We start from the raw sequence: 25,992 nt of genomic DNA on the forward strand, positions 1-25,992 counted from the left end.
GCCATACTTTGATGACACGCCGAACGGCTCCCTCTCCCTCAGGGAGAGGGCTGGGGTGAGGGTGCTCTTTGCCTCACTGATGGAGTCCCATTGATGCAACTCCGCCAATGCCCCGCACTGCTGATCGCCGCCCCCGCATCAGGCCAGGGCAAGACCACCGTCACCGCCGCCCTGGCGCGTCTGCACACGCGCCTCGGGCGCAAGGTGCGGGTGTTCAAGTGCGGCCCGGACTTCCTCGATCCGATGATCCTCGCCCGCGCCAGCAACGCGCCGGTCTACCAGCTGGACCTGTGGATGGTCGGCGAGGACGAAAGCCGCCGGCTGCTCTGGGAGGCCGCCGAGGAGGCCGACCTGATCCTCATTGAAGGCGTGATGGGCCTGTTCGACGGCTTGCCTTCGGCCGCCGATCTCGCACGGCGTTTCGGCGTGCCGGTGATGGCGGTGATCAACGGCCAGTCCATGGCCCAGACCTTCGGTGCGCTGGCGGTCGGCATGGCCAGCTATCAGCCGGACCTGCCGTTCTCCGGCGTACTCGCCAACCGCATCGGCAGCCAGCGCCATCGCGACCTGGTGCGTGACAGCCTGCCGGAGTGGATTCGCTGGTACGGCGCGTTGCCGCGCGACACCGAAGTCGAGTTGCCCAGCCGCCACCTGGGGCTGGTGCAGGCCGATGAGCTGGCCGACCTCGACGCCCGCCTGGACGCCGCCGCCGATGCCCTGGCCGCCAGCGCCAGTACCGAGCTGCCGCTGCCGGTGAGCTTCACCGCGCCCGAACTGCGCGCGGCGCAAGGCCGCCTCGATGGTGTGCGCATCGGCGTGGCGCGGGACAATGCCTTTGCCTTCCTCTACCAGGCCAACCTCGACCTGCTGCGCGAGCTGGGCGCCGAACTGGTGTTCTTCTCGCCGCTGCGCGATGCGGCGCTGCCCGAGGTGGACAGCCTCTACCTGCCCGGCGGTTATCCGGAACTGCACCTGCGCGCGCTGGCAGAAAACCAGTCCATGGCCCACGCGATCCGCGCCCATCACGAAGCCGGTAAACCGATCCTCGCCGAGTGCGGCGGCATGCTCTACCTGCTCGACGCGCTGACCGACGTGGCGGGCGAGCGCGCCCAACTGCTCGGCCTGCTGCCCGGCGAGGCACGCATGCAGAAGCGCCTGGCGGCGTTGGCGCTGCAAGCCGTGACGCTGCCCGAAGGCACCCTGCGCGGCCACACCTTCCACCATTCGCTGCTGGACAGCGCTGAAGCGCCGCTGGCCCGAGGCGTCTGCCCGAACGACAAACCGGTGGCCGAGGCGGTGTTCCGCCGTGGCCGCCTGACCGCGTCCTACATTCACTTCTATCTGCCGTCCGACCCGGATGCCGCAGTGGCGCTGTTCCGACCATGACCGACCACGCCTATACCCCCGAAGAGCGTGCCGCGCTCTATCGAGCCATCGCCGAGCGCCGCGACATGCGCCACTTCAGTGGTGGCGAGGTGGCGCCCGAGCTGCTCGCCCGTCTGCTGGAAGCCGCGCACCAGGCGCCCAGTGTCGGCCTGATGCAGCCCTGGCGCTTCATCCGCGTCACCCAGCCGGAACTGCGCCGGTCGATCCACCGCCTGGTGGACGAGGAGCGTGTGCGGACCGCCGAGGCGCTGGGCGAGCGTTCCGGTGAATTCATGCGGCTGAAGGTGGAGGGCGTGCTCGACTGCGCCGAGCTGCTGGTGGCCGCCCTGATGGAGGGCCGCGAGGCTCACGTGTTCGGCCGCCGCACCCTGCCGCAGATGGATCTGGCCTCGCTGTCCTGCGCGATCCAGAACCTCTGGCTGGCATCTCGCGCGGAGGGTCTGGGCATGGGCTGGGTGTCGTTGTTCGACCCGACTGCGCTGGGCGAGCTGCTCGGCCTGCCAGCCGGCGCCGAGGCGGTGGCGGTGATCTGCCTGGGGCCGGTTGCCGAATTCTATCCGGCGCCCATGCTGGCCCTGGAAGGCTGGCGCCAGCCGCGTCCGCTCACCGAGCTGGTATTCGAGAATCATTGGGGAGAGCAGCCATGAACCTGGCGCTACTGACCGTGCTCGGGGTGGCGCTGGACGCGCTGCTGGGCGAGCCCAAACGCTGGCATCCGCTGGTGGCCTTCGGGCGCTTGGCTGATCGCCTGGAACGCCGCTTCAATCGCGCGCGCACTGACGCGGCGACCGACACGCCGGGCCTGGGCTGGCGCAGCCATGGCGTCACTGCCTGGGTGCTCGCGGTGATCCCGCTGACGCTGATCGCCGTGCTGCTGAGCCTGCTGCCTTATGTCGGTTGGATCGTGCAGGTGCTCGCCCTGTACGCTGCGCTGGGCCTGCGCAGCCTGGGCGAGCACGCCGAGCCGGTGGCGCTGGCCTTGCGTGCCGGCGACCTGAATGAAGCGCGCCTGCGCGTGGGCTACGTGGTCAGCCGCGAGACCTCCGCACTGGATGAGACCGCCGTGGCCCGCGCCGCCACCGAGTCGGTGCTGGAGAACGGCAGCGACGCGGTGTTCGCCGCGCTGTTCTGGTTCGCCGTGGCCGGCGCGCCGGGCGTAGTGCTGTATCGCCTGAGCAATACCCTCGATGCGATGTGGGGCTATCGCAACGCGCGCTTCGAGCGCTTCGGCTGGGCGGCGGCGAAGATCGACGACCTGCTCAATTACATCCCCGCGCGGCTGGTGGCGCTGACCTACGCGCTGCTCGGCCACACCCGCCTGGCCCTGCGCTGCTGGCGCACCCAGGCGCCGCAGTGGGACAGCCCCAACGCTGGTCCGGTGATGGCCGCCGGCGCCGGCGCCCTGGGCGTTTCGCTGGGGGGCGCGGCGCGTTACCACGGTGAATTGCATGAACGTCCGCAACTGGGCGAGGGCCCGGCGCCGATCGCGGCGGATATCTGGCGTGCGCTGGCGCTGGTGCGCCAGGGCGTGCTGCTGTGGTTGGCGGCGATCCTGATTCTGGGAGTGCTCTGAATGCTCGAACATGGTGGCCGGTTGCGTCGGGCGGCGCAGCAGTACGGCATCCCGCTGGCGGAGTGGTTGGACCTGTCCACCGGCATCTCGCCCTGGCCGTGGAACCTGCCGGAAATTCCGGCCAACGCCTGGATGCGTTTACCCGAGGACGACGACGGCCTGGAGGCCGCCGCTCGCCGCTATTACGGCGCCGAGCAACTGCTGCCGCTGTCCGGCAGCCAGGCCGCCATCCAGCTGCTGCCGAAGCTGCGGCCGGCGGGCAGGGTCGGCGTGCTCTCGCCCTGTTACGCGGAGCACGCGGAGGCCTGGCGCAGCGCCGGGCATGACCTGCGGGAAGTCGGCGATCACGATGTGGCGCACCAGTTGGAGCACTTCGACGTACTGGTGGTGGTCAACCCGAACAATCCCACCGGCCGGCGCATCGAGCCCGGGGTGCTGCTGGAGTGGCATGCACAGTTGCAGGCGCGCGGCGGCTGGCTGGTGGTGGACGAAGCCTTCATGGACTGCACACCCGAGCAGAGCCTGGTTGCCAGCTGCGCCAGCCGACCGGGGTTGGTGGTGCTGCGTTCATTTGGCAAGTTCTTCGGTCTGGCCGGTGCGCGACTGGGCTTCGCCTTTGCCGAGCCGGACCTGTTGGCGCGCCTGGCGCAATTGCTCGGCCCCTGGTCGGTGAGCGGCCCGACGCGCTGGGTGGCGCAGGCGGTGCTGGGGAACTTCCACGAGCATATCGAGCGCCGCCGCGACCTGGCCGAAGCCAGTCGGCGTCTGGCGGGGCTGCTTGGCGAGCACGGTTTCGCGCCCCAGGGCGGCACGTCGCTGTTCCAGTGGACGGTGTCCATGCAGAGCCACGCGCTGCGTGATCACCTGGCGCGCCAGGGAATTCTCGTGCGCCTGTTCGAGTCGCCCGCCAGCCTGCGCTTCGGCCTGCCGCCGAATGAAGATGGCTGGCAGCGCCTGGAGCATGGCCTGCGCACCTTCAACCAGATGGAGAACCTGCGATGACCACCTTGATGGTGCAGGGCACGACCTCCGACGCCGGCAAGAGCACCCTGGTGACCGCGCTGTGCCGCTGGCTGCGTCGCCAGGGCGTGGCGGTGGCACCGTTCAAGCCGCAGAACATGGCGCTCAACAGCGCGGTGACCGCCGACGGCGGCGAGATCGGCCGCGCCCAGGCGGTGCAGGCCCAGGCCTGCGGACTGCCGCCGCACACCGACATGAACCCGGTGCTGCTCAAGCCCAACAGCGATGTCGGCGCCCAGGTGATCATCCACGGCCGCGCGGTGACCAGCATGAACGCTGCCGCCTACCACGACTATAAGCGGGTGGCGATGCAGGCGGTGCTGGAGTCCCATGCTCGCCTGGCCGCGCAGTATCCGGTGGTGATGGTGGAAGGGGCGGGCTCGCCGGCGGAGATCAACCTGCGCGCCAACGACATCGCCAACATGGGGTTCGCCGAGGCGGTGGACTGCCCCGTGATCCTGATCGCCGATATCGACCGGGGCGGCGTGTTCGCCCACCTGGTCGGCACCCTGGAACTGCTCTCCGAGAGCGAGCGGGCGCGGGTGAAGGGCTTCGTGATCAACCGTTTTCGCGGTGACATCGCCCTGCTCCAGGGCGGTCTCGACTGGCTGGAAGAACGCACCGGCGTCCCGGTGCTGGGCGTGCTGCCGTACCTGACGGATTTCCACCTGGAAGCCGAGGACGCCATCGACATCCGCCAGTCGGCCAAGGTCGGCGAACGCTTGCGCGTGTCGGTGCCGGTGCTGCCGCGCATCAGCAATCACACCGATTTCGATCCGCTGCGCCTGCACCCGCAGGTGGAGCTGAGCTTCGTCGGACCGGGGCAGCCGTTGCCGCCGACCGACCTGATCGTCCTGCCGGGCTCCAAGAGCGTGCGCGCCGATCTCGCCTTCCTCCGCGAGCAAGGCTGGGAGGCGGCGATCCAGCGCCATCTGCGCTATGGCGGCAAGCTGCTGGGCATCTGCGGCGGATTGCAGATGCTGGGTCGCACCCTTGCCGATCCCCATGGGCTGGAAGGCGCGGCGGGGGAGAGCGATGGCCTCGGTCTGCTGGATTTCCGTACCGTGCTGGAGCCGGAGAAGCAGCTGCGCAATGTCAGTGGCCGGTTGGCGCTGGAGGATGCCGAAGTGGCCGGGTACGAGATTCATGCTGGCGTCACCGAAGGCGCGGCGCTGGAGCATCCTGCCGTGCGCCTGAACGATGGCCGCGTCGATGGCGCCCTGAGTGCGGATGGGCAGGTGATGGGCACCTACCTGCACGGCCTGTTCGAGTCCCCGGCCGCCTGCTCGGCGCTGTTGCGCTGGGCGGGGCTGCGCGAGGTGCGGAGCATCGACTACCAGGCGCTGCGCGAGCGCGATATCGAGCGCCTGGCCGATCAGGTCGAGGCGCATCTGGATACTGCACGGCTGAAAGCCCTATGTGGGCTTTAGCTCTTCGTAGGAGCGAGCTTGCTCGCGAACAAACCGTCCCGGATACGCCGGAGTTATGCGGTTCGCGAGCAAGCTCGCTCCTACAGGTTTGGCGCTGGGCGATTGGTCCGCGCGGAGACAATGCATGCTTGAACTGATCCTCGGCGGCGCCCGTTCGGGCAAGAGCCGCCTGGCCGAGCGCCTGGCGCTGGAAAGCGGCTTGCCGGTTACCTACGTTGCCACCGCCCAGGCCGGCGATGGCGAGATGTCTGCGCGCATCCTCCAGCACCGCGAACGCCGTCCCGCACAGTGGGGGCTGGTGGAAGAGCCGCTGGCCCTGGCCGATACGTTGGAGCGCCTGGCCGCTCCCGAGCGCTGCGTGCTGGTAGATTGCCTGACACTGTGGGTCACCAATCTGCTGATCCATGAAGACGGCTGGCGCCTGCGCGGCGAGATCGATGCGCTGCTGGAGGTGCTGCCGCGCCTGCCAGGGCGGATCATCCTGGTGAGCAATGAAACCGGTCTGGGAGTGGTGCCGCTGGGCGAGCTCAGCCGCCGTTATGTCGATGAGGCCGGCTGGTTGCACCAGTCGCTGGCCGAGGTCAGCGAGCGCGTGGTGTTCACCGTCGCCGGCCTGCCCATGGTGCTGAAGGGGGATGCGTTATGAGTTTGCAATGGTGGTTGCAGGGTACCCAGCCGATCGATCGCGTGGCTCAGGACAAGGCCGCCGCGCGCCAGGACCAGCTGACCAAGCCGCGCGGCGCGCTGGGCCGGCTGGAGGAGGAAACCATCCGCCTGGCCGGTCTGCAGGGCCGCGAGCGGCCGACGCTGGATCATGTCTGGATTGCCCTGTTCGCCGGCGATCACGGCGTGGTGGCGGAAGGCGTGTCGGCCTATCCGCAGGCGGTGACCGTGGAGATGCTGCGCAATTTCGTGCGCGGCGGCGCGGCGATCAGTGTGCTGGCCCGCGATCTCGATGCGCGCCTGGAGGTCATCGACCTTGGCACGGCGACGCCGCTGGAGCCGCTGCCGGGCGTGCTGCACGTGATGGTCGGTGCCGGCACCGCGAACTTCACCCAAGAGCCGGCAATGACCGCCGCGCAGTGCCTGATCGCCCTGGAAACCGGGCGCGAGGCGGTGCGCCGTGCGCAGCAGGCCGGCACTGAACTGTTCATCGGCGGCGAGATGGGCATCGGCAATACCAGCGCGGCTGCTGCCCTGGCCTGCGCGTTGCTGGACGAGCCGGCGCAGGTGCTGGTCGGCCCCGGCACAGGGCTGGACGCCCAGGGCGTGACGCGCAAGGTCGAGGTGATCGACCGTGCGCTGGCGCTGCACCGCCCCCACTGCGATGACCCCTTCGAGGCGCTGTGCCGCCTGGGTGGTTTCGAGATCGCCGCGCTGGTCGGCGCCTACCTGGCCTGCGCGCAGAAGGGCATTCCGGCGCTGGTGGACGGCTTCATCTGCAGCACCGCCGCACTCTGCGCCACGCACCTGAATCCCGGTTGCCGCGACTGGCTGCTGTTCGCCCATGCCGGCGCGGAGCCGGGGCATAACCGTGTGCTCGCCGCGTTGGATGCGCAGCCGTTGCTGGACCTCGGCCTGCGCCTGGGCGAGGGCAGCGGCGCGGCATTGGCGGTGCCGCTTCTGCGTCAGGCCTGCCGGCTGCACAGCGACATGGCCACCTTCGCCGAGGCGGCGGTGTCGGACCGCCCGGCATGACGCTGCGCCTGGACCTGCTGCGTCATGGCGAGACCGAGCAGGGCGGTGGTTTTCGCGGGCGCCTGGACGATGCGCTGACCGAGACCGGCTGGGCGCAGATGCGTGCGACGGCTGGTGACGCTTGCCGCTGGTCGGCGGTGGTCAGTTCGCCGCTGCAGCGTTGCGCCGCCTTCGCCGAGGAACTGGCGGGCCGCCACGGGGTGCCGCTGAGCCTCGACGCTGACCTGCGCGAGCTGGATTTCGGCCAATGGGAAGGCCTTTCGCCAGCTAAGCTGATGGAAAGCGATGCCGAGGCGCTGGGGCGTTTCTGGTCCGACCCCTACGCCTTCCCGCCGCCGGATGGCGAGCCGCTGGGTGACTTCGAGTCCCGCGTGTTCCGGGCGCTGGAGCGGTTGTACCGCGACCACGCCGGTGCCTCCCTGCTGGTGGTGACCCACGGCGGCGTGATGCGCCTGCTGGGGGCGTTGGCGGGTGGCTTGCCGGCCCGGCGTTTGCTGGAGGTGGTGGTCGAGCACGGCCAGTGCCTGTCGCTGGCGGTGACGCGTGAGGGCGACGGCTGGCGAATCCAGCAGGCGGAACAGCGATGAGCGAACAACCCGAACGAGAGGAGCCCGTGCCGCCGTCGGGCGACGCACAAGCGACCTTGCCCGTCGGCCAGCCCAGCGACTGGTGCCTGCCGCTGGTGGCGCTGCAGTTCCTCACCCGCCTGCCGGTGCACTTCAAGCAGATGCCGACATCGGAGCAGTTCGGCCGCGCGACGCTGTTCTATCCGCTGGTGGGGTTGCTGATCGGCGGCTTGCTGATGGGCGTGGGCGAGTTGCTGGTCAACGTACACCTGTTGTTGCAGGCGGCGCTGCTGCTGGCGTTGTGGGTGCTGATCAGCGGCGGACTGCACCTGGACGGACTGGCCGACACGGCGGATGCCTGGGTGGGTGGGCTGGGGGATCGCGAGCGCACCCTGGCGATCATGAAGGATCCGCGCTGCGGACCGGTGGCCGTGGTGACGCTGGTGGTGGTGCTGCTGCTGAAGTTCGCCGCGATCACGGCGGTGCTCGGCAATCACCAGTATTGGGCGCTGTTGCTGGCGCCCTGGCTCGGGCGTTGTGCCTTGCCCTTGCTGTTCTTCAATACCGGTTACGCCCGCCCTGGCGGCCTGGGACAGGCGCTGGCCGATCACCTGCCGCGCCGGGCGATGCCCTGGATGCTGGTGGGCAATGCCGCGTTGATGATGCTGGCGGGGCTGCCTGGCATGCTCGCGGTGGCGGTGACGCTGGTGGTCTTCGTCTGGCTGCGCCGCCGCTTCATCGCCCGCCTGGGCGGCACCACCGGCGACACAGCCGGGGCGATGGTGGAGCTGGTCGAATGCGCGGTGCTGGTGGCGCTGGCCGTCTGAGTAGAGCTGTTGTCGGAGCATGGGTGGGCTGAACGTGTAGGAGCGAGCTTGCTCGCGAACCGCATGGCTCCGATGCGGCCGGGAAACTCGTTCGCGAGCAAGCTCGCTCCTACAGGGGCATCGCCGCCATCAGTCGAAGGCGAAATGCTCCGTCTTCAGCCCCATGATCGACCGCACCGGCTTGGCCATCGCCGCCGCATGCCCTTTGGCGCGAGGCAACAGACGGGCGAAGTAGAAGTCACTGGTGGCGATCTTGGCCTTGTAGAAGTCGCTCGACTCGCTGCCGCCCTGGCGCAGGCGCTTGCGCGCCGCGGCTTCCTGCAGCGCCCAGGAATACGCCAGCGCGGCGTAGCCGGAGAACATCAGGTAGTCGTGGCTGGCGGTGCTCACCAGGTCGCGCTGCTTGCGGGCGGTGAGGGCGATGCGCAGCGTCAGCAGGTTCCACTGCGCGCAGAGCTTGAGCAGGATGAGCGCGCGGCCGCGCATGGCCGGCTCCTGCCTGAGCAGCTCCACGGCGAACTTCGCCACCTGCCGGGTGAAGTCGCGCACGGCCTTGCCCTGGGTCATCAGCAGCACCTTGCGGCCGAGCAGGTCCAGCGCCTGGATGCCGGTGGTGCCCTCGTAGAGCGTGGCGATCCGTGCGTCGCGGACGATCTGCTCCATGCCGTGTTCCTTGATGTAGCCGTGGCCGCCGAACACCTGCATGCCGAGGTTGGCGCTCTCCAGGCCCAGTTCGGTCAGGCAGCCCTTGAGGATCGGGGTGAGGAAGCCGAGCTTGTCGTCCCAGCGGTCGTACTCGGCGTTGTCGTTGGTCAACAGGCCCTGGATCATCTTGTCGGCGTACTGGGTGGCCAGGTAGATCAGCGCGCGGCCGCCCTCGGCCACGGCCTTCTGGGTCAGTAGCATGCGGCGCACGTCGCCGTGGTGCATCAGGCTGTCGGCGATCTGTTCTGGCTCCTTGGTGCCGGAAAGGGCACGCATGGAGCGGCGCTCGCGGGCATAGGCGAGCGCGCCCTGGTAGGCCAGCTCGGCGGTGGCTACGCCCTGGATGGCGGTGCCGATGCGCGCGCTGTTCATGAAGGTGAACATGCACTCCAGGCCCTTGTTCGGCTCGCCGATCAGGTAGCCGGTGGCGCCGTCGAAGTTCATCACGCAGGTGGCCGAGGCCTTGATGCCCATCTTCTTTTCCAGCGCGCCGCAGGTGACGCCGTTGCGCGGGCCGAGCCCGCCGCCTTCACCCGGCAGGAACTTGGGCACGATGAACAGCGATATGCCGCGCGTGCCTTTCGGCGCATCGGGCAGGCGGGCGAGGACGATGTGCACGATGTTCTCGGTGAGGTCGTGCTCGCCGGAGGAGATGAAGATCTTGGTGCCGGTAATGGCGTAGCTGCCGTCGGCGTTGGCTTCGGCGCGGGTCTTCACCTGGCCCAGGTCGGTGCCGCATTGCGGCTCGGTCAGGCACATGGTGCCGCCCCAGCGGCCTTCGGTGAGCGGGGTGAGGTAGGTGCGTTTCTGCTCCTCGGTGCCGTGCTGCATCACGGTGTTCATCGCGCCCAGCGACAGGCCCGGATACATGGAGAACGGCCAGTTGGCGGTGCCCAGCATCTCCTGCTTGAGCGCGCCCAGGCTCATCGGCAGGCCCTGGCCGCCGTACTCCACGGGATGCGACAGGCCCTGCCAGCCGCCAGCGACGTAGGCGTCGTAGGCTTCCTTGAAGCCCTTGGGCGTACGCACTTCGCCGTTCTCCAGGTGGCAGCCTTCCTCGTCGCCGCTGTGGTAGAGCGGAGCGATCACCTCCTCGCAGAGCCTGGCGCATTCGCCGAGTATGGCGTCGACCATGTCGGGGGTGGCTTCGCCGCCGTTGACCAGATTCTGGTAATGCGTGGGGAAGTCGAAGACCTCGTTGAGCAGGAAGCGGGTGTCGCGCAGCGGAGCTTTGTAGACGGGCATCGGGGGACCTCGGAGCGGGATGCGCCCCGTCGAATGCGCGGGGCTGGATGGCCGCAGTTATACGGCCGGCTCCGCGGGATGCCCTTGGCTGCGCCAACGCGGCGATCTGGCAGATGGGACAATCGGTCGCGACGGGCGTTGACGCAGCGTCAATTGCGGGTATATACACGTATCCATGCTGACGACCCAATGCCTCTGTACCAAGCTGCGCCGCTCCGCCCGTGCGGTCACCCGTGTCTATGACGATGCCCTGAAGGGTATCGGGCTGACCACGCCGCAATTTTCCCTGTTGCGGCACCTGTCGCGTCTGGAGCAGCCGAGCATTTCCGATCTGGCCGAAGCCATGGGGCTGGACCGCAGTACCCTCGGGCGCAACCTCAAGCCGCTGGAAGCCGAGGGGCTGGTGCGCCTGGCCGAGGGTGAAGACCAGCGCAACCGTATCGTGGTGCTGACTCCGGAAGGGCTGGCACGCATCGAACTGGGCCGCGAGGCCTGGGATGCGGCGCAGCGGGATGTGGCGGCGCACCTGGGCGAGGACAAGCGCCGTCAGCTGGAAGCCTTGCTGGATGAGTTGGCCGAGTTGGAGTGCTAGCGGCGGCCGGCGTGCAATCTGGATCAACGATTAAAAGCGGGTATATACCCGTGTAGGAGCAAACGATGTCGAAGCTATCGCGCACAGGGTTCTGGATACTCCTGTCCGGCGCCCTGATCCTGGCCCTGTCCCTGGGCATCCGCCATGGTTTCGGCCTGTTCCTGGCGCCGATGAGCGCCGAGTTCGGCTGGGGGCGCGAAACCTTCGCCTTCGCCATCGCCCTGCAGAACCTCATCTGGGGCATCGCCCAGCCCTTCACCGGGGCCATCGCCGACCGCTTCGGCGCCATGCGCACAGTGCTGGTGGGCGGCATTCTCTACGCCATCGGCCTGGTGCTGATGGGGTATTCCGACTCGGCCTTCAGCCTGTCGCTGAGCGCCGGCCTGCTGATCGGTATCGGCCTTTCGGGCACGTCGTTCTCGGTGATCCTCGGCGCAGTCGGCCGCGCGGTGCCGCTGGAGCGGCGCAGCATGGCCATGGGCATCTCGGCGGCAGCCGGCTCCTTCGGCCAGTTCGCCATGCTGCCGGGTACCCTCGGCCTGATCAGCTGGCTGGGCTGGTCCGCCGCGCTCCTGGCGCTGGGGCTGCTGGTGGCGCTGATCGTCCCGCTGTCCGGGCTGATGCGTGACAAACCGCTGCCGATCCAGGGCCATGAGCAGACCCTCGGCGAGGCACTGCGCGAGGCCGCCGGGCATTCCGGCTTCTGGCTGCTGTCGCTGGGCTTCTTCGTCTGCGGCTTCCAGGTGGTGTTCATCGGCGTGCACCTGCCGGCGTACCTGGTGGACCGCCATCTGCCGGCCACCGTCGGCACCACGGTGCTGGCGCTGGTGGGCCTGTTCAACGTGTTCGGCACCTACATCGCCGGCTGGCTCGGCGGGCGGATGAGCAAGCCCAAGCTGCTTACCGGCCTGTACCTGCTGCGTGGCGTGGTGATCGTCGCCTTCCTCTGGGCGCCGCTGACGGTATGGACGGCCTACGCCTTCGGCATCGCCATGGGCCTGCTGTGGCTCTCTACTGTGCCGCTCACCAACGGCACCGTGGCCACTCTGTTCGGTGTGCGCAACCTGTCGATGCTTGGCGGCATCACCTTCCTGTTCCACCAGATCGGTGCCTTCCTCGGCGGTTGGCAGGGTGGTTACGTGTACGACCATACCGGCAACTACGATCTGGTCTGGCAGGTTTCCATTCTTCTCAGCCTGCTCGCTGGCCTGCTCAACTGGCCGGTGCGCGAACGCCCGGTCGAGCGGGCGGTGCTGGGGGCGGCGTGAGGCGTCCGCTGGTGATCGTGCTGGCGCTGGGTATCAGCCTGGCGCTGGCTGATCTTGCCTGGTGGGGCTGGCAGCGTGGCGGGCTGGCGCTGATGCAGCTGGGGATGGGCAGTTGCTGAGCCCCGCCGCGCAGCGTAGCGTGGCGGAATAATTCGAGGATCACCGCCATGTCTGCCCGTCTTTCCCTGCTCGCCCTGTCCCTCCTGCTGCCGCTGGCCGCGCAAGCCGCCAACTGCCCGGCGCTGCTCAAGACCCAGGGCGAGTTGCCCAAGCTGCGCTCCAAGGATGTGCTCGACCTGTGCGAGCTGTACGCCGGCAAGCCGCTGGTGGTGGTGAACACCGCCAGCCACTGCGGCTTCACCCCGCAGTTCAAGGGTCTCGAGGCCGTTTATCAGAAGTACAAGGGACAGGGCCTGGAAGTACTCGGCGTACCCTCCGACGACTTCAAGCAGGAAGATGCCGACGCCGCCGAGACCGCGAAGATCTGCTACGGCAACTACGGTGTGACCTTCAACATGACCTCGGTGCAGCATGTCCGTGGCGACGAGGCCATCCCGCTGTTCAAGGATCTTGCCCAGCAGGCCGACCAGGCGCCGCGCTGGAACTTCTTCAAATACGTGGTGGATCGCCAGGGCAAGGTCGTGGCGGAATTTTCCAGCCTGACCAAACCGGACGATCCCGAATTGCAGGCGGCCATCGAAAAGGCTATCGCCAGCCAGCCATGAGCCGTGGGGGTGTCGAAAAGCCGGGCCTATGCCCGGCTTTTTTGTGCCTACGCCGGCTGTGGAGAAATTTCCTGTTACAGAAGTTGTGGCGAGGTGCCACACTTCACTCCCCGGACCGCGTCAGGCGGTCACCGGATCATGGATTGATTCAGGAGATTTCCCTATGGATGGTAAAGCCCTCTTCCTCGTTGCATTGCTCGCCCAGGCCGTCGCCGCTCCGGCGTTCGCCGCCCCCGCCACGTCCAACCAGAGCGAGGCCCCAGCGCCCGCCGCCGCACAGGCCGCCGGGTCGGATGAGGAGATGTCCCCCGAGACCTTCGTCGCCAGCCTGCACTTCCAGAAGGGCAAGGTGGTGGTCGGCGACAACCTCGCCACCTTCGATCTGCCGGATAACTTTGTCTTCCTCGACGGCAAGGATTCCGAACGCGTGCTCGAAGCCTGGGGTAACCCGCCGAGCTCCGAGCCGCCGCTAGGCATGCTGATGCCCGCTGGCGTGTCGCCCTTCGAGCCCGCTGCCTGGGCGGTGACCGTGCAGTACGAGGAGAGTGGCTACGTCTCCGACGAGGACGCCGGCAAGATCGACTACGCCGAGATGCTCAAGGAGATGCAGGACGACCTGCGCGAGGCCAACCCGGAGCGCGAGAAGCAGGGTTTCGAGGCGATCCAGCTGATCGGCTGGGCCGCACCGCCGCACTATGACGCCGCTGAGAAGAAGCTCTACTGGGCCAAGGAGCTGAAGTTCGGCGACAGCAAGGAGCACACGCTGAACTACAACATCCGCGTGCTTGGCCGCAAAGGCGTGCTGGTGCTGAACTTCGTCGCAGGCATGGAGCAGTTGCCGGAGATCGAGCAGAACGTCGGCAAGGTGCTGGCGATGACCGAGTTCAATCCGGGTAGCCGCTACGTGGACTTCAACCCGAGCGTCGACAAGGTCGCCGCCTATGGCCTGGGCGCGCTGATCGCCGGCAAGGTGGCGGCCAAGGTCGGCCTGTTCGCTACCCTGCTGGTCCTGCTGAAGAAGCTGTGGATAGTCCCGGCCCTGGCCATCGGCTGGATTGCCCGTCGCTTCAAGCGCAAGCCCTCGAACGAGGGCTGATTCGCGGGCATGAAAAAGCCGGGCATCGCCTGGCTTTTTTGCTTTTGGTAGGAGCGAGCTTGCTCGCGAACCGCTTGACTCTGATGCAGCCTGGAACAGTGTTCGCGAGCAAGCTCGCTCCTACAAAGGGCTTTGCGCCGCAGTGAACAGGCAATAAAAAAGCCGGGCAACTGCCCGGCTTTTTCGTTGCGCTGAAGGATCAGCCCTTTTCGCCCTGGACGGTCTTGCCGCCCACGGTGCCGTCCTTGAGCATGATCTGGTACTCCTTGCCGTCGGACTCCTGCTGATACAGGCGCACGAGCAGGAAGTCCCAATCCTTGGCGAACCAGAGGATGGTCTTGCGGTTGCTCTTGGTGGGGTCGCGCACGCGCTCTACCTTGATGGCGGTGATCAGGCCGGCCTGGGTGCGGACCTTTTCCTCGCCGAGCACGCGGAAATCGTAGGTATCGGTCTCGGTACCCTCGATCACCTGGTAGCTCATGGCCTTCTTGCCGACGGCAACGTCGTGCTGCAGCGCGAGCTGGTAGGTGGACTTGTCCAGCTGGCCCTTGTTCAGCGGCTGGCGCACCTGGTCGCCGCGGTCGCTGCCCAGCACCTGCTTCTCGGCCCAATCGAAATCGAGCTCGGTCTGCTTGTTCTTGCCCAGACCTTCACGCGCCCAACGGTAGGTCAGGGGCATGTAGACGTCATTTTCGACTTTAAAGGTGCTGCTTTCGGTGAGGCTGGCGAGCAGCATCGACGCCTTGAAATCCAGTTCCCAGCGACCGCCGTCGCCTTGCTTGAGGCTGCGGGAGGCGGTCCCGCTGATCGGCATCTGTTTCCAGTCGGCGGTGTAGCTGGCCTCGAACGGCTTCAGCTCGAAAGCCTGTGCCGGCAGGGTCAGTACTGCCATCAGGAACAGCAGGGCTCTACGCATCACGAATCTCCTAGGTTCGGTACGAATAGCCGGAGGCGGGGAGAGGCTCCCCATCCAGCGTGGCGCCTTGCTCGCCCAGGCGCAAACGGCCTTCGGCGAACCAGTGCATGGCCAGCGGGTAGATCACGTGCTCCTGCAAGTGAACGCGCTGCGCCAGCGTCTCCGGCGTGTCGACAGACTGTACCGGTATTGCCGCCTGTACGACCAGAGGACCTCCATCAAGTTCCTCCGTGACGAAGTGCACGCTGCAGCCATGTTCCGCGTCGCCGGCTTCCAGCGCGCGCTGGTGCGTGTGCAGGCCCTTGTACTTGGGCAGCAGGGACGGATGGATGTTCAACAGGCGGCCGTGGTAGTGGCGCACGAAGCCGGGGCTGAGGATGCGCATGAAGCCGGCGAGCAGCACCAGGTCGGGGCTGAAGCCGTCGATGGCCTGGACCAGCGCGGCATCGAAGCTTTCACGATCGGCATAGGCCTTGTGGTCGAGGACGCAGGTCTCGATGCCGGCCTTGCGCGCGCGCTCAAGGCCGTAGGCGTCCGCGCGGTTGGATACCACCGCGCGGATCACCGCCGACGACGGGGCGTCGGCGAGGCTGTCGATCAGGGCTTGCAGGTTGCTGCCGGAGCCGGAAATCAGCACCACGACATTGCAAGGTGTGGACATCAGTGGCCTTTCAGGTTGTTCAGGACCACGCGCTCGGCGTCGGCGGCACAGGCGTCGATGCTGCCGATGACCCACGGCTGCTCGCCGGCGTCACACAGGGCCTTGAGCGACGCTTCGACCTGGTCCTGGGCCACGCAGATGACCATGCCCACGCCGCAGTTCAGCACGCGGTGCATCTCGGTCTCGTCGACGTTGCCTTTTTCCTGCAGCCAGTCGAAGACCGCCGGGCGCTGCCAGCTGGCCACGTCGATCACGGCCTGGGCGTTGTCCGGCAGTACGCGCGGGATGTTGTCCAGCAGGCCGCCGCCGGTGATGTGGGCCATGGCCTTGACCGCGCCGGTCTGCTTGATCAGCTGCAGCAGCGGCTTCACGTAGATGCGGGTCGGGGCCATCAGCAGGTCGGCCAGGGGCTTGCCGTCCAGTTGGGTGGCCTCGATGTCGGCGCCGGAGACTTCGATGATCTTGCGGATCAGCGAGTAGCCGTTGGAGTGCGGGCCGGAGGAGGGCAGGGCGATCAGGGCGTCGCCGGCGACCACTTTCGAGCCGTCGATGATTTCCGATTTTTCCACCACGCCGACGCAGAAGCCGGCCAGGTCGTAGTCCTCGCCTTCGTACATGCCCGGCATTTCGGCGGTTTCACCACCGACCAGGGAGCAGCCGGCCAGTTCGCAGCCGGCGCCGATGCCGGTGACCACGGTGGCGGCCACGTCGACGTTGAGCTTGCCGGTGGCGTAGTAGTCGAGGAAGAACAGCGGCTCGGCGCCGCACACGACCAGGTCGTTCACGCACATGGCGACCAGGTCCTGGCCGATGCTGTCGTGCTTGTTCAGGTTCAGCGCCAGGCGCAGCTTGGTGCCGACGCCGTCGGTGCCGGAGACCAGCACGGGCTGCTTGTAGCCGGCCGGGATTTCGCACAGAGCGCCGAAGCCACCCAGGCCGCCCATCACTTCCGGACGCGCGGTGCGCTTGGCGACGCCTTTGATGCGTTCGACCAGGGCTTCGCCGGCGTCGATGTCCACACCGGCGTCCTTGTAGCTCAACGAGGGTTGCTTGTTGCTCATAAATCCAGGCCTATAGAGGGGTGATTCGTCTTGCGGCCAGAGCACGCCATCGGCGCGCTCAGCCTGCGCGGGAGGCGCGGGATTTTATCAGGCTTGCCCGGCAGCGGCCATCTCGCGCTGTTGCCGCTGGCTGGACGGCTGTTTAAGGTATAGGCCTTCTTTGCCGCCTCGCACGATGCGGCGTCCCGATTCTTCCGCGAGAGCCCGCCATGCGCCTGACTGCCCGCCTGTTGATCCTCTGCCTGTCGCTGCTCAGTCTGCCGACCTTCGCTGAAACGCTGGGCAACCTTTACCAGGTCCACGAGCCGGTCGCCTCCCAGCAGCCGGACGAACGCAACGCCGGCCTGACCCGCGCCCTGCAGACCCTGGTGCAGCGCCTTACCGGCGACAGCCGTGGCCTGCAAAGCCCGGCAATGGCCGGTTACTTCAAGGACCCGCAGCAGCTGATCAGCCAGTACGGTTACGAAAACGGCCCGCCCATGGCGCTGGTGGTCGACTTCGACCCGACCGCCACCGACAACGCGCTGCGCCAGGCCGGCCTGCAGGTGTGGGGTGCCAGCCGTCCGTCCGTGCTGGCGTGGTGGCTGAACGAGGGGGCCAACGGCAGCAGCCTGGTGGGTGACAGCCAGGAGGCCGCCGCGCCGCTGAACCGTGCCGCCCAGCGCCGCGGCCTGCCGCTGCGCCTGCCGATGGCCGACCTCGGCGAGCAGCAGGTCGGCACCGCTGAAAATCTCAATGCCGCCCAGCCCGATGCGCTGAAATCCGCCTCCGAGCGCTACGGCGCTGATGCCCTGCTGGCGGTGGACGCCAAGGAAGCCGACGGCAAGTGGACCGCCACCTGGCGCGTGTGGATGGGCGACAGCCGCGAACAGGGCCAGGCCCAGGGTGATACCCCCGATGCGCTGGCCGATGCGGTGATGCTGGGGGTTTCCCAGCGTCTGTCGCAACGCTTCGTCGGTTCCGCCGGCGCCGCCACCGCGCAGGTGCTGCAGATCGAAGGTGCTGACCTGGCCCGCTATGCCGAGGTATCGCGCCTGCTGGAGCCCATGGGCGCCAAGCTGGTGTTGGTGCAGGGCGGCAAGCTGGTCTACAACGTGACCGCCAGCCCCGAGCAACTGCGCGCACAACTGGCTCTGGCCCGTCTGCAGGAATCGCCCGCCGAACCGGCCCAGCCGGCGGTGGATGCCAACGGGCAGCCCGTGCCGAATCCCGCCGTGCCGCGGGCGAACGTCCTGCGCTTCCACTGGTAACCTTGCCCGTCGAGACGGGGCCCGGGCGTGGACAAAGTCCCGTTCCCAGGCCCCGGCCGCTCTGATCCGCACTGAATAGCTGCGTTATCCTTCTGATTTGGATAAACTTTCAGTCACCACGGCCCACCCACGCGATTGAAGAAACGCCCGGCCCGCATGACTCCTATGCAGCTCCCCTTAAGCGTACGCCTGCGCGATGACGCAACGTTCGCCAACTATTATCCCGGCGCCAATGCGGCGGCGCTGGGCTATGTCGAGCGTCTGTGCGAACCGGAAGCGGGCTGGACGGAGAGCCTGATCTATCTCTGGGGCGCCGAAGGCGTGGGTCGCAGCCATCTGTTGCAGGCCGCCTGCATCCGTTCCGAACAGCTGGGCGAGCCGTCCGTCTACCTGCCGATGGCGGACCTGGTGCCGTACGGCCCGGAAATCTTCGACAACCTCGAACAGCGCGAGCTGGTGTGCCTCGACGACCTCGATGCGCTGGCCGGCAAACGGGAGTGGGAAGAGGGGCTGTTCCACCTGTTCAACCGCCTGCGCGATTCCGGCCGCAAGCTGCTGCTGTCGGCCTCGGTATCGCCGCGCGAGCTGCCGGTGAAGCTGCCGGACCTGAAATCCCGCCTGACCCTCTCGCTGATCTTCCAGCTGCACCCGCTGACCGACGACGAGAAGCTCCGTGCCCTGCAGCTGCGCGCCTCGCGCCGTGGCCTGCACCTGACCGACGAAGTGGGGCGCTTCATCCTCACCCGCGGTGCGCGCAGCATGCAGTTCCTCTTCGACCTGCTGGACGAGCTGGACAAGGCCTCGCTGCAGGCCCAGCGCAAGCTGACCATTCCCTTCCTGAAGGAAACCATGGGCTGGTAAGGCCCAGGCTTCCCTCGCGGTAGATCAGGCGCTCGTCGCTTCCTGCTTCGGCTCTTCGCCTTCGCCAGCGCGCTTGCGGTCGTACTGGAAGCGCCAGCGCGTGTACACCAGTGCGGAACAGAACAGCGACACGCTGAGGATGATTTCCGCCCAGCCGAAAATGGCGTGGTTGGGATCGAAGGCGTTGAGCACGCCGAGGATGAAGTACAGGTTGATCACGTAGCACGCCCAGGCATGGCCGCGCGCGCTGCCGATCAGGATGCCCGGCGCCACCACCAGCAGCGGCAGCAGCTTGAACGCCAGGACGACCCAGGGTACCCAATGGGCGGCGCCATGGGCGTCGGCGAACAGCACGTCCCAGATGACGATGAGCAGAATCAGGCCGATGAAGCTGCCGAGGGCGATGGCCCGGCTGGCGGCCAGCCGGGGCTTGAGCCATTCCATGGGCGGCAGCGGTTTGTTCTTGCGGGCCATTCAGCTCTCCAGTTTGCGTGCAACTTCGGCCAGGCGCTTGCCCAGCGCGCGGCACAGGGTAATTTCGTGTTCATCGAGGCTGCGCTTGCCGTCCGCTCCGGCGAAGTGGCTGGCGCCGTAGGGCGTGCCGCCGCCGCGGGTTTCCAGCAGCGCCGGCTCGCTGTAGGGGATGCCGGTGACGATCATGCCGTGGTGCAGCAACGGCAGCAGCATCGACAGCTGCGTGGTTTCCTGGCCGCCGTGGAGGCTGGCGGTGGAAGTGAAGACCGCCGCCGGCTTGCCGACCAGCCCGCCGGTCAGCCAGAGGCTGCTGGTGCCGTCGAGGAAGTACTTGAGCGGCGCGGCCATGTTGCCGAAGCGCGTCGGGCTGCCCAGGGCCAGGCCGGCGCAGCCCTTCAGGTCGTCGAGGGTGGCATAGAGAGCACCTTCGGCGGGGATGTCCGGAGCCACGGCTTCGCACTCGGTGGAAACCGCCGGCACCGTGCGCACGCGCGCCTCCAGTCCGCCTTGCTCGACGCCACGGGCGATCTGCCGGGCCATCTCGGCGGTGGCGCCGTGGCGGCTGTAGTACAGGACCAGGATGTAGGGCGTGCTCAAGGCAGTATCTCCAGCACCTTCTCCGGCGGACGGCCGATCACCGCCTTGTCGCCGACGATGAGGATCGGTCGCTCGATCAGCTTGGGATGGCTGGCCATCGCCGCGATCAGTTGCTCGTCGCTGAGCGCAGGGTTGGCCAGGTCGAGCGTCTTGTACTCGTCCTCGCCAGTGCGCAGCAGCTGGCGCGCGCCGATGTCGAGCTTGCCCAGCAGGGCCTTGAGCTCGGCCGCGCTGGGCGGGTTTTCCAGGTAGCGGATGACCTCCGGCTGGATGCCGCGTTCTTCCAGCAGTTCGAGGGCGCCGCGGGATTTCGAGCAGCGGGGGTTGTGGAACAGTGAAATCTGGCTCATGTGCCGGGACTCGCAAGGCCGATGGAGTGGCGGCTATTCTAACCGCCTCCCCGGATCGGACTGAACCGCTGTCGTGCGGCGCGATCCATGAGGACGGTTTTTCTGTGCAGCCAAAGGACAATTCATGCGCGAACGCTTGCAGGGCCTGGTCGAGTTCGGCCGTTATCTGGTCCAGCGCTTCCTCGCCGACAAGGCGCCCAACAGCGCGGCGGCCCTGACCTATACCACGTTGTTCGCCGTCGTCCCGATGATGACCGTGACCTTCGCCATGCTCTCCGCCGTGCCGGCCTTCGAAGGCATGGGCGAGCGCATCCAGTTGTTCGTGTTCCGCAACTTCGTGCCCTCCACGGGCGAGGCGGTGGAGGCCTACCTGCGCAACTTCACCGTGCAGGCGCGACACCTGACCTGGCTGGGCGTGGCGTTCCTGGCGGTCACCGCGTTCACCATGCTGGTGACCATCGAGAGAGCCTTCAACGCCATCTGGCGGGTACGCCAGCCGCGCCGTGGCGTTGCCCGCTTCCTGCTGTACTGGGCGATTCTCAGCCTGGGACCGCTGCTGCTGGGCACGGGCTTCGCCGTATCGACGTACATTACCTCGCTGTCCCTGTTGTCCGGCCCCCACGCCCTGCCGGGCGCGGCGACGCTGCTGAAGTTCATGCCGCTGCTGTTCAGCGTGGCAGCTTTCACCCTGATCTACGCGGCGGTACCCAATGCGCGGGTGCCGTTCCTGCATGCCCTGGCCGGCGGCGTGTTCACTGCCATCCTCTTCGAGGCGGCGAAGTCGCTGTTCGGTCTCTATGTCAGCCTGTTCCCCGGTTACAAGCTGATCTATGGCGCCTTCGCCACGGTGCCGCTGTTCCTGTTGTGGATCTATCTGTCGTGGCTGATCGTGCTGTTTGGCGCGGAGCTGGTCTGCAACCTGTCCTCGACGCGCCTGTGGCGCCGCCGCGCGCTGCCGCGCCTGCTGGTGATCCTTGGGGTGCTGCGGGTGTTCTTCGATCGCCAGCGCCATGGCTTGCCGACCCGTCTGGAGCACCTGCACCGCTCGGGATGGCTGTTGCCGGAAGACGAGTGGGAGGAGATTCTCGACTTTCTGGAGCGAGAACAGCTGGTCTGCCGCGTGGGCGCGACCAGTGCATCCTGGGTGCTGTGCCGTGACCTGGGCAGCTACCGCCTGCATCACCTGCTCAACCGCAGCCCCTGGCCGCTGCCGTGCCTCGATGCCTTGCCGGCGGAGCTGGACGAGCCGTGGTACCCCGCCTTGCGGGAAACCCTGAAACACTATCAGGAGGAACGGCAGGCGCTTTTCGGCGCAAGCCTCGCAGAATGGTTGAAGCCGTCACATTCTGAGTGACGTAAAACGTCAGTTTCGGGCGATTCTGATGCGTCGGAAGTTTCTTGCTTGATGTGGGACGCGCCAATCAAGGCTGTGTGTGAATTGGCACGGTTCTGGCTAAAAGTCTGACAGGACAATGATGTCCTGTAGAAGTTCCTTCAAGGCCAGCGAATCCATGAACGACGACCAGAAAAAAGTAGTACACCTGCATCAGCGTGATCCGCAAAGCGCGCTGGAGAGGCTGAATAGAATTACTGGTCTGCAGTTCAGCAGTTGGCCGGAGTCGTTGTTGCCCACCGTGCAGGATGCGCTGAAGGGCATGCCGCCGCAGACCGAGCCCGAGCCCGAAGTTGTCACCCAGGTACGGCAGTTGGGTTGATCAGAGACTTGTGGCCATCGGTCTGACGGCGCTTTCCTGCTGCTCGACGGCTTGTATGAAAATCTCCTCGACCACCAGGCGCGACAGGCCGACGGCTGTGCGCAATCTCACCTGCATATCCTCGATTCGCTGGCGGAACGGCAGGCGGGCGATGCCCGACAGCAGGATGCGGCTTTGCGCATTCACCGTGCCGTGGTCAACGGCCACTTCCCGAGCCTGTTCGCCATCCCGATAGGTGACCACCAGCGTCACCGGCAACTCCGCTACTCCAGGCAGGTGCAACCAGGCGGCGACGTTGTAGTCGCTCAGGCGACCACCGCTGGCCGAGCTTGCGGAGCGTGCGTTGCTGACGATGTGGCTGGGAACCTTGCTGACGAGCTGGTCGTTGGGCTGCATCGGGACGATCCTGTCGAGAGTGGGCGGCGTACGTGGCGCCTGCCGCATGCTGGGGCTGACGAGAAGCGGCTGGATGATGGGCGTCTAGTCGGTTCGGACGAACGTTCCGAATTATAAGTGGGCAATTTCCGACAAACCGGGCGTACTGCCGATCTTGGCTGTGACTTGTCTCGCAATTCAGCTTTCAGGCAAGCCGTAGCGGATGCCGGGAGACGAGGGGCGTGTTCAGGTTGGTAGGTGGCAGCGGCAGGATCGTCTGGTTGTCAAAGCTGGCCAGTTGCAGCCAGAGGTTCTCACCTTCCACGAACTGCCCGTGGGGCAGCCACAGCCCGTGGTACCAGCCATTGCCGGGTTCCGGGGTGCTCTGCAGCACGCCGGGATGACGCTGGGCATCAGGTGTGCGGCGCAACCAGACAGGACGGGGAAGGCCTTTCAGATAGCGCAGGCCCAGGTGCAGTCCGTCGCTGTTGATGTGCCGCCAGCGCACGATGGCCAGGGTCGGTGTGCCGTTGTTGTTGAGGATCAGCAGCAACTGGCCGACCGGGAACTGGTTGGCGCGATTGCCGGCGCAGCGGATACGGGCGCCGCCGGCGCTGACATCGAGTATCCCGGCTTCGTAGCCGCCCTGGGCGTTGGGGTTGAGCAGGTGCTGCTGGATGGCGCCAAGGCCAACGATCAGCTGGCAGGTACCGGTCTGCTCCGTGCGCTCGTGGCGACGCGGGTGGTGCCCCAGCCAGTGATGGCGGACGCGCTCCAGCAGGGCGCCCTGGTCGGCGTGACGCAAGGGAGCGGGGTCGTCCAGGGCAATCAGCAAGGCGCCCAGTTCCAGGCGGCGCAGCTGTTCAGGTGGTGTATCCGCGATCTGCTCGGCGCTGATGCAGGGCACGTCGGCTCCCAGGTCGACCAGATACCCCTCCTGCTCCTCGGCGTCCCAGGGCTGCAGCCGCCCGAGGGCGGCGAGGGGCGCAAGGGCGCTGAACAGTTGCGGGGCTTCGCCTTCGGTCAGGTGGAAGGGGTTGCTCAGGGCGAGCAGCAGTATCTGCTGGTAGAGGCCGCGCAGCGTGCCGGCGGGAATGGGGTCGAAGGCGGCGGCCACCGGCTCGTCGAGGCACTCCTGCTGTTCGCCGATCCAGTACAGCAGGTGGCAGTCGCGCCAGAGCACGCCGGGCGGCTGCTGGTATTGCTGGTAGTGACGCAGCAGCGCCTGGGCCAGAAAGTGCTGAGCCATGTAAAGGCTCCAGGCCATGTGCGGCCGGGACGGCTTGCGGCCATGCAGGATTTGCAGCGAAAGACGCTTGAAGCCAGCCGCCAGTTCTGTGCAGAAGTGCACGAAGAGCTGCGGAGGGGGCTTTTCGTGGCGAACCCACTGCGAATAGTGGCGATATTCTTCGGTGAGGCTTTGCAGGGTGCGTTGCCTTTCCAGTAAGGTCAGCGCACATCGATTGAGGCGAAACAGCGAGCCAAGGGCCTTCTGCAGTCCTTCCTGCAGGGAAAGACGTCGGGACTCCTGAAGCACAGCTACCAGATTGCTTACTGCATCGGAGTCCTCTTCAAGGATATCCGGCACCTCCAGACGCAAGGCGTCGAGCGTCATGAACACCCCGCATACACGAGGACTGAAGGCATGGGAGTGCGGCTCCGTAATCTGATGGGACTGGTCGCCGGCCTGCTCCTGGCCGGTTGTTCGGCGGACTATGGCATCGATCAGCATGGGCAGAAAGTAACTGCTGCGAGCATGGATGGCCAGTGGCTAGTCATTAATTATTGGGCCGAATGGTGCGCGCCGTGCCGCAAGGAAATTCCCGAGCTGAACAGACTCGCGGAGGAGGGCAAGACGCACGGCTTCCGGGTGTTGGGTGTGAACTTCGACGGGTTGCGCGACGCCGACCTGGCGAAGGCTGCACAGGCTCTGGATGTGCAGTACACCGTGCTGGCTGACGACCCCGCGCCGCGCTACAGCCTGCCGCACAGCGAAGCGCTGCCTGTAACCTATATCGTCGACCCTGAAGGCAAGTTGCGCGAGCAGTTGCTTGGCGAGCAGACCGCCGCCGGCCTGCAGACGCGCCTGACTGCATTGCGGGAGGAGAAGCGCTGATGGCCAGAATCTGTCTGCATGGCTATGTGAGTGGCAAGGTGCAGGGCGTGTACTTCCGCCAGAGCACCCAGGAACAGGCCGAGCGCCTCGATATCGATGGCTGGGCACGCAATCTGGACGACGGTCGGGTGGAGGTGCTGCTCGAAGGCGAGGAGGGCGCCGTGCGCGAGCTGGAGAAGTGGCTGGCTCGCGGGCCGGCGAAGGCGAAGGTGACGGCGGTGGAGCTGGAGCCGATGACGCCTCAGGGAATCACCGGCTTCATCGTGCGCCGCTGAGAGCCTCATTACGATCGGCTGTGCGTCGGCATAACTGCGTTAAAAGCAGGCGAGGAAGCCGCTTGCGGCTAACGCGCTTTAGCGCGGCCCCGCAGGGGCGAGCGCAGCGAGTACTGCTTATTTACCCTCCGCGTCCTCGCCTATTTGATTCGCTGGCGCTCACCCTTCGGGCCAGCCTGCGGCTGTTACTCCCGTTGGTCGTTGCGCCTTGTTCTGCGCCAGCGTGCGCGATCGTAAATAGGCTCTGAGTCAGTTGCTGGCGGCGCCGGGATCGGCGGCCAGGCGACCGGCGTCGGTCATCAGGCTGTGGAGAAACTCCTTCTGCAGCTCCGGATCGTTGCGGGTCAGCTCGATCAGGCTCTGTTCCAGCTCACTGGCTTCTTCTTCCAGGCCGAGGTCGGAAAGTCGCTTCACACGGTGCACCCAGTGGTGCACATCATCCGCTTCCAGGTCGTCGTAGATCAGCCGGTGGGCTTCCTGCAGCTTGCCGCGCAGCGAACGGCTGACCAGCAGGCTGGCATCGGCGCGGGTGTCGTCCGACGGGTCCTGCACGCTGAATTGCAGGCGGCCGATGCGGCTCACTTCTTCGTCGCTGAAGGGGCCGTCCAGCAGGTTCAGGCGCAGTACGCCATGGCGGTCGGTCAGCAGTTCCTGGGAGTTCTTGCCGACGGTGACGATCACCGGGCGCTCCGACCATGGCAGGCTCGAGTATTCCGTGCGCTTGTCGCGCTGCTGTTCTTCGATGCTTGCCAGGTTCTGTTCGGCGCGGCCGTTGGACTGCACGTTCATGAACGGATTCATGCCGTCGATGCCGTAGCGAATCCAGCCTCGGGTGACGCTTTCCGGCAGGTTGCCGAGGGCGAACACGTTGACCACGTTGGCGCCAATACCGCCAACGAAGGCGACGATGCCCAGCGGCATCTCGTACACCTTCCGCCAGCCCTGATACGGCGTGTAGCGGTCGTAGCGGCGGGTGACCTCGAACTCGGTGACTTCGAAGGTCTTCTGTTCCTGCACGCGAATGCGGCGCTGCGGCAGTTCCAGAGTGCCCGGCGTGCCCACGTCGATCTGCAGGCTATGGTCGAGCAGCTTGCGCTCGACTCGCTCTTCATGCTCGCTGCGTTGCGACAGCTGGTTGGCGCAGCCGCTCAGCAGGAGGCTGCCGCACAGGGCGGCAGCCGCGAGGCTTGTGGTACTTCCGGTGGACATC

Annotated in this window: 30 protein-coding genes; 20 read left to right on the forward strand and 10 right to left on the reverse strand. The window is 66.8% G+C overall.

What is annotated here, in order from left to right:
- The first annotated feature begins 93 nt into the window (after window positions 1-93).
- The 9 genes from ACQ5BL_RS01445 to ACQ5BL_RS01485 all read left to right on the forward strand — a co-directional run bounded on the left by ACQ5BL_RS01445 (window position 94) and on the right by ACQ5BL_RS01485 (window position 8,500).
- Window positions 94-1,386 (forward strand): cobyrinate a,c-diamide synthase, encoded by a 1,293-nt coding sequence (locus tag ACQ5BL_RS01445; protein WP_243805776.1) that lies wholly within the window; start codon window positions 94-96, stop codon window positions 1,384-1,386.
- Window positions 1,383-2,033 (forward strand): 5,6-dimethylbenzimidazole synthase, encoded by a 651-nt coding sequence (gene bluB / locus ACQ5BL_RS01450; protein ID WP_243805774.1) that lies wholly within the window; start codon window positions 1,383-1,385, stop codon window positions 2,031-2,033. The genes ACQ5BL_RS01445 and bluB overlap by 4 nt, the downstream gene beginning before the upstream one ends.
- On the forward strand, window positions 2,030-2,959 hold the full coding sequence (gene cbiB / locus ACQ5BL_RS01455) for an adenosylcobinamide-phosphate synthase CbiB (protein WP_243805772.1): 930 nt from the start codon (window positions 2,030-2,032) through the stop codon (window positions 2,957-2,959). The genes bluB and cbiB overlap by 4 nt, the downstream gene beginning before the upstream one ends.
- Window positions 2,960-3,961 (forward strand): threonine-phosphate decarboxylase CobD, encoded by a 1,002-nt coding sequence (cobD, locus tag ACQ5BL_RS01460; RefSeq protein ID WP_243805770.1) that lies wholly within the window; start codon window positions 2,960-2,962, stop codon window positions 3,959-3,961. It begins immediately after the preceding gene.
- Window positions 3,958-5,409 (forward strand): cobyric acid synthase, encoded by a 1,452-nt coding sequence (locus ACQ5BL_RS01465; RefSeq protein WP_243805768.1) that lies wholly within the window; start codon window positions 3,958-3,960, stop codon window positions 5,407-5,409. The genes cobD and ACQ5BL_RS01465 overlap by 4 nt, the downstream gene beginning before the upstream one ends.
- Before the next feature lie 124 nt (window positions 5,410-5,533).
- Window positions 5,534-6,055, forward strand: coding sequence for a bifunctional adenosylcobinamide kinase/adenosylcobinamide-phosphate guanylyltransferase (cobU, locus tag ACQ5BL_RS01470; protein WP_207885066.1), 522 nt, complete (start codon window positions 5,534-5,536; stop codon window positions 6,053-6,055).
- Entirely contained in the window at window positions 6,052-7,107 is a 1,056-nt protein-coding gene (gene cobT, locus ACQ5BL_RS01475; RefSeq protein WP_243805766.1) for a nicotinate-nucleotide--dimethylbenzimidazole phosphoribosyltransferase, read from the forward strand. The genes cobU and cobT overlap by 4 nt, the downstream gene beginning before the upstream one ends.
- Window positions 7,104-7,694 carry an alpha-ribazole phosphatase family protein gene (cobC, locus tag ACQ5BL_RS01480; protein WP_243805764.1) on the forward strand — a complete coding sequence of 197 codons (591 nt, stop codon included), beginning with the start codon at window positions 7,104-7,106 and terminating at the stop codon, window positions 7,692-7,694. The genes cobT and cobC overlap by 4 nt, the downstream gene beginning before the upstream one ends.
- Window positions 7,691-8,500 carry an adenosylcobinamide-GDP ribazoletransferase gene (locus ACQ5BL_RS01485; protein WP_279577250.1) on the forward strand — a complete coding sequence of 270 codons (810 nt, stop codon included), beginning with the start codon at window positions 7,691-7,693 and terminating at the stop codon, window positions 8,498-8,500. Before cobC ends, ACQ5BL_RS01485 begins: the two co-directional genes overlap by 4 nt.
- A gap of 129 nt (window positions 8,501-8,629) precedes the next feature.
- On the opposite strand, the gene ACQ5BL_RS01490 is transcribed toward ACQ5BL_RS01485, so the two are convergent.
- Entirely contained in the window at window positions 8,630-10,450 is a 1,821-nt protein-coding gene (locus tag ACQ5BL_RS01490; protein WP_243805763.1) for an acyl-CoA dehydrogenase C-terminal domain-containing protein, read from the reverse strand.
- Window positions 10,451-10,625: 175 nt separating this feature from the next.
- Here ACQ5BL_RS01490 and ACQ5BL_RS01495 point away from each other — a divergent pair, with 175 nt between their 5' ends.
- From ACQ5BL_RS01495 to ACQ5BL_RS01515, 5 genes are all read left to right on the forward strand, one after another.
- The gene (locus tag ACQ5BL_RS01495; RefSeq protein ID WP_207885061.1) at window positions 10,626-11,042 is read left to right on the forward strand and encodes a MarR family winged helix-turn-helix transcriptional regulator; all 417 of its coding nucleotides are present in this window, start codon (window positions 10,626-10,628) and stop codon (window positions 11,040-11,042) included.
- Between the two features lie 65 nt (window positions 11,043-11,107).
- Window positions 11,108-12,310, forward strand: a complete 1,203-nt coding sequence (locus ACQ5BL_RS01500) for an MFS transporter (protein ID WP_243805760.1) — start codon at window positions 11,108-11,110, stop codon at window positions 12,308-12,310.
- Window positions 12,307-12,429: a hypothetical protein gene (locus ACQ5BL_RS01505; protein WP_279577271.1), complete on the forward strand. Its 123-nt coding sequence runs from the start codon at window positions 12,307-12,309 to the stop codon at window positions 12,427-12,429. The genes ACQ5BL_RS01500 and ACQ5BL_RS01505 overlap by 4 nt, the downstream gene beginning before the upstream one ends.
- A gap of 48 nt (window positions 12,430-12,477) precedes the next feature.
- Complete coding sequence (locus tag ACQ5BL_RS01510) at window positions 12,478-13,035, forward strand: glutathione peroxidase (RefSeq protein WP_243805758.1); 558 nt, start codon at window positions 12,478-12,480, stop codon at window positions 13,033-13,035.
- A gap of 163 nt (window positions 13,036-13,198) precedes the next feature.
- Window positions 13,199-14,131, forward strand: coding sequence for a DUF2167 domain-containing protein (locus ACQ5BL_RS01515; protein ID WP_243805756.1), 933 nt, complete (start codon window positions 13,199-13,201; stop codon window positions 14,129-14,131).
- Window positions 14,132-14,330: 199 nt separating this feature from the next.
- On the opposite strand, the gene ACQ5BL_RS01520 is transcribed toward ACQ5BL_RS01515, so the two are convergent.
- The 3 genes from ACQ5BL_RS01520 to purM are packed head-to-tail and all read right to left on the reverse strand — an operon-like array spanning window position 14,331 to window position 16,769.
- A complete protein-coding gene (locus tag ACQ5BL_RS01520; protein ID WP_207885057.1) occupies window positions 14,331-15,047 on the reverse strand; it encodes a DUF3108 domain-containing protein in 717 nt (238 codons plus the stop codon).
- Between the two features lie 10 nt (window positions 15,048-15,057).
- Window positions 15,058-15,708, reverse strand: coding sequence for a phosphoribosylglycinamide formyltransferase (gene purN / locus ACQ5BL_RS01525; protein ID WP_207885056.1), 651 nt, complete (start codon window positions 15,706-15,708; stop codon window positions 15,058-15,060).
- Window positions 15,708-16,769, reverse strand: coding sequence for a phosphoribosylformylglycinamidine cyclo-ligase (gene purM / locus ACQ5BL_RS01530; protein ID WP_243805754.1), 1,062 nt, complete (start codon window positions 16,767-16,769; stop codon window positions 15,708-15,710). The genes purN and purM overlap by 1 nt, the downstream gene beginning before the upstream one ends.
- 209 nt (window positions 16,770-16,978) lie before the next feature.
- Here purM and ACQ5BL_RS01535 point away from each other — a divergent pair, with 209 nt between their 5' ends.
- Together ACQ5BL_RS01535 and hda are read left to right on the forward strand one after the other, a co-directional pair.
- Window positions 16,979-18,019 (forward strand): DUF2066 domain-containing protein, encoded by a 1,041-nt coding sequence (locus tag ACQ5BL_RS01535; protein ID WP_243805752.1) that lies wholly within the window; start codon window positions 16,979-16,981, stop codon window positions 18,017-18,019.
- A 156-nt stretch (window positions 18,020-18,175) separates the two neighbouring features.
- Complete coding sequence (gene hda, locus ACQ5BL_RS01540; protein ID WP_152221526.1) at window positions 18,176-18,880, forward strand: DnaA regulatory inactivator Hda; 705 nt, start codon at window positions 18,176-18,178, stop codon at window positions 18,878-18,880.
- A gap of 24 nt (window positions 18,881-18,904) precedes the next feature.
- Here the strand turns inward: hda and ACQ5BL_RS01545 are convergent, their stop codons facing one another.
- From ACQ5BL_RS01545 to arsC, 3 genes are read right to left on the reverse strand one after another with little or no spacing between them, the layout of a single operon-like run.
- Window positions 18,905-19,354: a DUF2069 domain-containing protein gene (locus ACQ5BL_RS01545; RefSeq protein WP_207885053.1), complete on the reverse strand. Its 450-nt coding sequence runs from the start codon at window positions 19,352-19,354 to the stop codon at window positions 18,905-18,907.
- On the reverse strand, window positions 19,355-19,951 hold the full coding sequence (gene wrbA / locus ACQ5BL_RS01550) for an NAD(P)H:quinone oxidoreductase (protein WP_207885052.1): 597 nt from the start codon (window positions 19,949-19,951) through the stop codon (window positions 19,355-19,357).
- The gene (arsC, locus tag ACQ5BL_RS01555) at window positions 19,948-20,301 is read right to left on the reverse strand and encodes an arsenate reductase (glutaredoxin) (protein ID WP_243805750.1); all 354 of its coding nucleotides are present in this window, start codon (window positions 20,299-20,301) and stop codon (window positions 19,948-19,950) included. The genes wrbA and arsC overlap by 4 nt, the downstream gene beginning before the upstream one ends.
- Window positions 20,302-20,425: 124 nt before the next feature.
- Here arsC and ACQ5BL_RS01560 point away from each other — a divergent pair, with 124 nt between their 5' ends.
- Window positions 20,426-21,655, forward strand: coding sequence for a YihY family inner membrane protein (locus tag ACQ5BL_RS01560; RefSeq protein WP_207885050.1), 1,230 nt, complete (start codon window positions 20,426-20,428; stop codon window positions 21,653-21,655).
- 121 nt (window positions 21,656-21,776) lie between these two features.
- Window positions 21,777-22,016 carry a hypothetical protein gene (locus ACQ5BL_RS01565; RefSeq protein ID WP_207885047.1) on the forward strand — a complete coding sequence of 80 codons (240 nt, stop codon included), beginning with the start codon at window positions 21,777-21,779 and terminating at the stop codon, window positions 22,014-22,016.
- On the opposite strand, the gene ACQ5BL_RS01570 is transcribed toward ACQ5BL_RS01565, so the two are convergent.
- Both ACQ5BL_RS01570 and ACQ5BL_RS01575 read right to left on the reverse strand, forming a co-directional pair.
- The gene (locus ACQ5BL_RS01570; RefSeq protein ID WP_243805748.1) at window positions 22,017-22,412 is read right to left on the reverse strand and encodes a hypothetical protein; all 396 of its coding nucleotides are present in this window, start codon (window positions 22,410-22,412) and stop codon (window positions 22,017-22,019) included.
- Between the two features lie 184 nt (window positions 22,413-22,596).
- Window positions 22,597-24,006, reverse strand: coding sequence for a PilZ domain-containing protein (locus ACQ5BL_RS01575; protein WP_243805746.1), 1,410 nt, complete (start codon window positions 24,004-24,006; stop codon window positions 22,597-22,599).
- 30 nt (window positions 24,007-24,036) lie between these two features.
- Between ACQ5BL_RS01575 and ACQ5BL_RS01580 the strand changes: the two genes are divergently transcribed.
- Window positions 24,037-24,507, forward strand: coding sequence for a TlpA disulfide reductase family protein (locus ACQ5BL_RS01580; RefSeq protein ID WP_243805744.1), 471 nt, complete (start codon window positions 24,037-24,039; stop codon window positions 24,505-24,507).
- Window positions 24,507-24,782 carry an acylphosphatase gene (locus tag ACQ5BL_RS01585; protein WP_207885042.1) on the forward strand — a complete coding sequence of 92 codons (276 nt, stop codon included), beginning with the start codon at window positions 24,507-24,509 and terminating at the stop codon, window positions 24,780-24,782. The genes ACQ5BL_RS01580 and ACQ5BL_RS01585 overlap by 1 nt, the downstream gene beginning before the upstream one ends.
- 249 nt (window positions 24,783-25,031) lie before the next feature.
- On the opposite strand, the gene ACQ5BL_RS01590 is transcribed toward ACQ5BL_RS01585, so the two are convergent.
- Window positions 25,032-25,991 (reverse strand): hypothetical protein, encoded by a 960-nt coding sequence (locus ACQ5BL_RS01590; RefSeq protein WP_243805742.1) that lies wholly within the window; start codon window positions 25,989-25,991, stop codon window positions 25,032-25,034.
- Between the last annotated feature and the right edge of the window lies 1 nt (window position 25,992).

Origin of the sequence: Pseudomonas sp. B1-22 (assembly GCF_050474425.1) — a bacterium.
In the GTDB taxonomy this organism is placed as follows: Bacteria; Pseudomonadota; Gammaproteobacteria; order Pseudomonadales; family Pseudomonadaceae; genus Pseudomonas.

Excerpts from the sequence above, each read along its gene's own strand:
- ACQ5BL_RS01545 (WP_207885053.1), bottom strand. The coding sequence starts at position 19,354 with ATGGCCCGCAAGAACAAACCGCTGCCGCCCATGGAATGGCTCAAGCCC.
- cobC (WP_243805764.1), top strand. The coding sequence starts at position 7,104 with ATGACGCTGCGCCTGGACCTGCTGCGTCATGGCGAGACCGAGCAGGGC.
- ACQ5BL_RS01565 (WP_207885047.1), top strand. The coding sequence starts at position 21,777 with ATGTCCTGTAGAAGTTCCTTCAAGGCCAGCGAATCCATGAACGACGAC.
- ACQ5BL_RS01495 (WP_207885061.1), top strand. The coding sequence starts at position 10,626 with ATGCTGACGACCCAATGCCTCTGTACCAAGCTGCGCCGCTCCGCCCGT.
- ACQ5BL_RS01465 (WP_243805768.1), top strand. The coding sequence starts at position 3,958 with ATGACCACCTTGATGGTGCAGGGCACGACCTCCGACGCCGGCAAGAGC.
- bluB (WP_243805774.1), top strand. The coding sequence starts at position 1,383 with ATGACCGACCACGCCTATACCCCCGAAGAGCGTGCCGCGCTCTATCGA.
- ACQ5BL_RS01560 (WP_207885050.1), top strand. The coding sequence starts at position 20,426 with ATGCGCGAACGCTTGCAGGGCCTGGTCGAGTTCGGCCGTTATCTGGTC.
- arsC (WP_243805750.1), bottom strand. The coding sequence starts at position 20,301 with ATGAGCCAGATTTCACTGTTCCACAACCCCCGCTGCTCGAAATCCCGC.
- ACQ5BL_RS01510 (WP_243805758.1), top strand. The coding sequence starts at position 12,478 with ATGTCTGCCCGTCTTTCCCTGCTCGCCCTGTCCCTCCTGCTGCCGCTG.
- cobD (WP_243805770.1), top strand. The coding sequence starts at position 2,960 with ATGCTCGAACATGGTGGCCGGTTGCGTCGGGCGGCGCAGCAGTACGGC.
- ACQ5BL_RS01535 (WP_243805752.1), top strand. The coding sequence starts at position 16,979 with ATGCGCCTGACTGCCCGCCTGTTGATCCTCTGCCTGTCGCTGCTCAGT.
- ACQ5BL_RS01585 (WP_207885042.1), top strand. The coding sequence starts at position 24,507 with ATGGCCAGAATCTGTCTGCATGGCTATGTGAGTGGCAAGGTGCAGGGC.
- cobT (WP_243805766.1), top strand. The coding sequence starts at position 6,052 with ATGAGTTTGCAATGGTGGTTGCAGGGTACCCAGCCGATCGATCGCGTG.
- ACQ5BL_RS01575 (WP_243805746.1), bottom strand. The coding sequence starts at position 24,006 with ATGACGCTCGACGCCTTGCGTCTGGAGGTGCCGGATATCCTTGAAGAG.
- ACQ5BL_RS01490 (WP_243805763.1), bottom strand. The coding sequence starts at position 10,450 with ATGCCCGTCTACAAAGCTCCGCTGCGCGACACCCGCTTCCTGCTCAAC.
- ACQ5BL_RS01580 (WP_243805744.1), top strand. The coding sequence starts at position 24,037 with ATGGGAGTGCGGCTCCGTAATCTGATGGGACTGGTCGCCGGCCTGCTC.
- ACQ5BL_RS01500 (WP_243805760.1), top strand. The coding sequence starts at position 11,108 with ATGTCGAAGCTATCGCGCACAGGGTTCTGGATACTCCTGTCCGGCGCC.
- purM (WP_243805754.1), bottom strand. The coding sequence starts at position 16,769 with ATGAGCAACAAGCAACCCTCGTTGAGCTACAAGGACGCCGGTGTGGAC.
- hda (WP_152221526.1), top strand. The coding sequence starts at position 18,176 with ATGACTCCTATGCAGCTCCCCTTAAGCGTACGCCTGCGCGATGACGCA.
- cbiB (WP_243805772.1), top strand. The coding sequence starts at position 2,030 with ATGAACCTGGCGCTACTGACCGTGCTCGGGGTGGCGCTGGACGCGCTG.
- ACQ5BL_RS01485 (WP_279577250.1), top strand. The coding sequence starts at position 7,691 with ATGAGCGAACAACCCGAACGAGAGGAGCCCGTGCCGCCGTCGGGCGAC.
- ACQ5BL_RS01590 (WP_243805742.1), bottom strand. The coding sequence starts at position 25,991 with ATGTCCACCGGAAGTACCACAAGCCTCGCGGCTGCCGCCCTGTGCGGC.
- purN (WP_207885056.1), bottom strand. The coding sequence starts at position 15,708 with ATGTCCACACCTTGCAATGTCGTGGTGCTGATTTCCGGCTCCGGCAGC.
- ACQ5BL_RS01445 (WP_243805776.1), top strand. The coding sequence starts at position 94 with ATGCAACTCCGCCAATGCCCCGCACTGCTGATCGCCGCCCCCGCATCA.
- ACQ5BL_RS01520 (WP_207885057.1), bottom strand. The coding sequence starts at position 15,047 with ATGCGTAGAGCCCTGCTGTTCCTGATGGCAGTACTGACCCTGCCGGCA.
- cobU (WP_207885066.1), top strand. The coding sequence starts at position 5,534 with ATGCTTGAACTGATCCTCGGCGGCGCCCGTTCGGGCAAGAGCCGCCTG.
- ACQ5BL_RS01515 (WP_243805756.1), top strand. The coding sequence starts at position 13,199 with ATGGATGGTAAAGCCCTCTTCCTCGTTGCATTGCTCGCCCAGGCCGTC.
- ACQ5BL_RS01570 (WP_243805748.1), bottom strand. The coding sequence starts at position 22,412 with ATGCAGCCCAACGACCAGCTCGTCAGCAAGGTTCCCAGCCACATCGTC.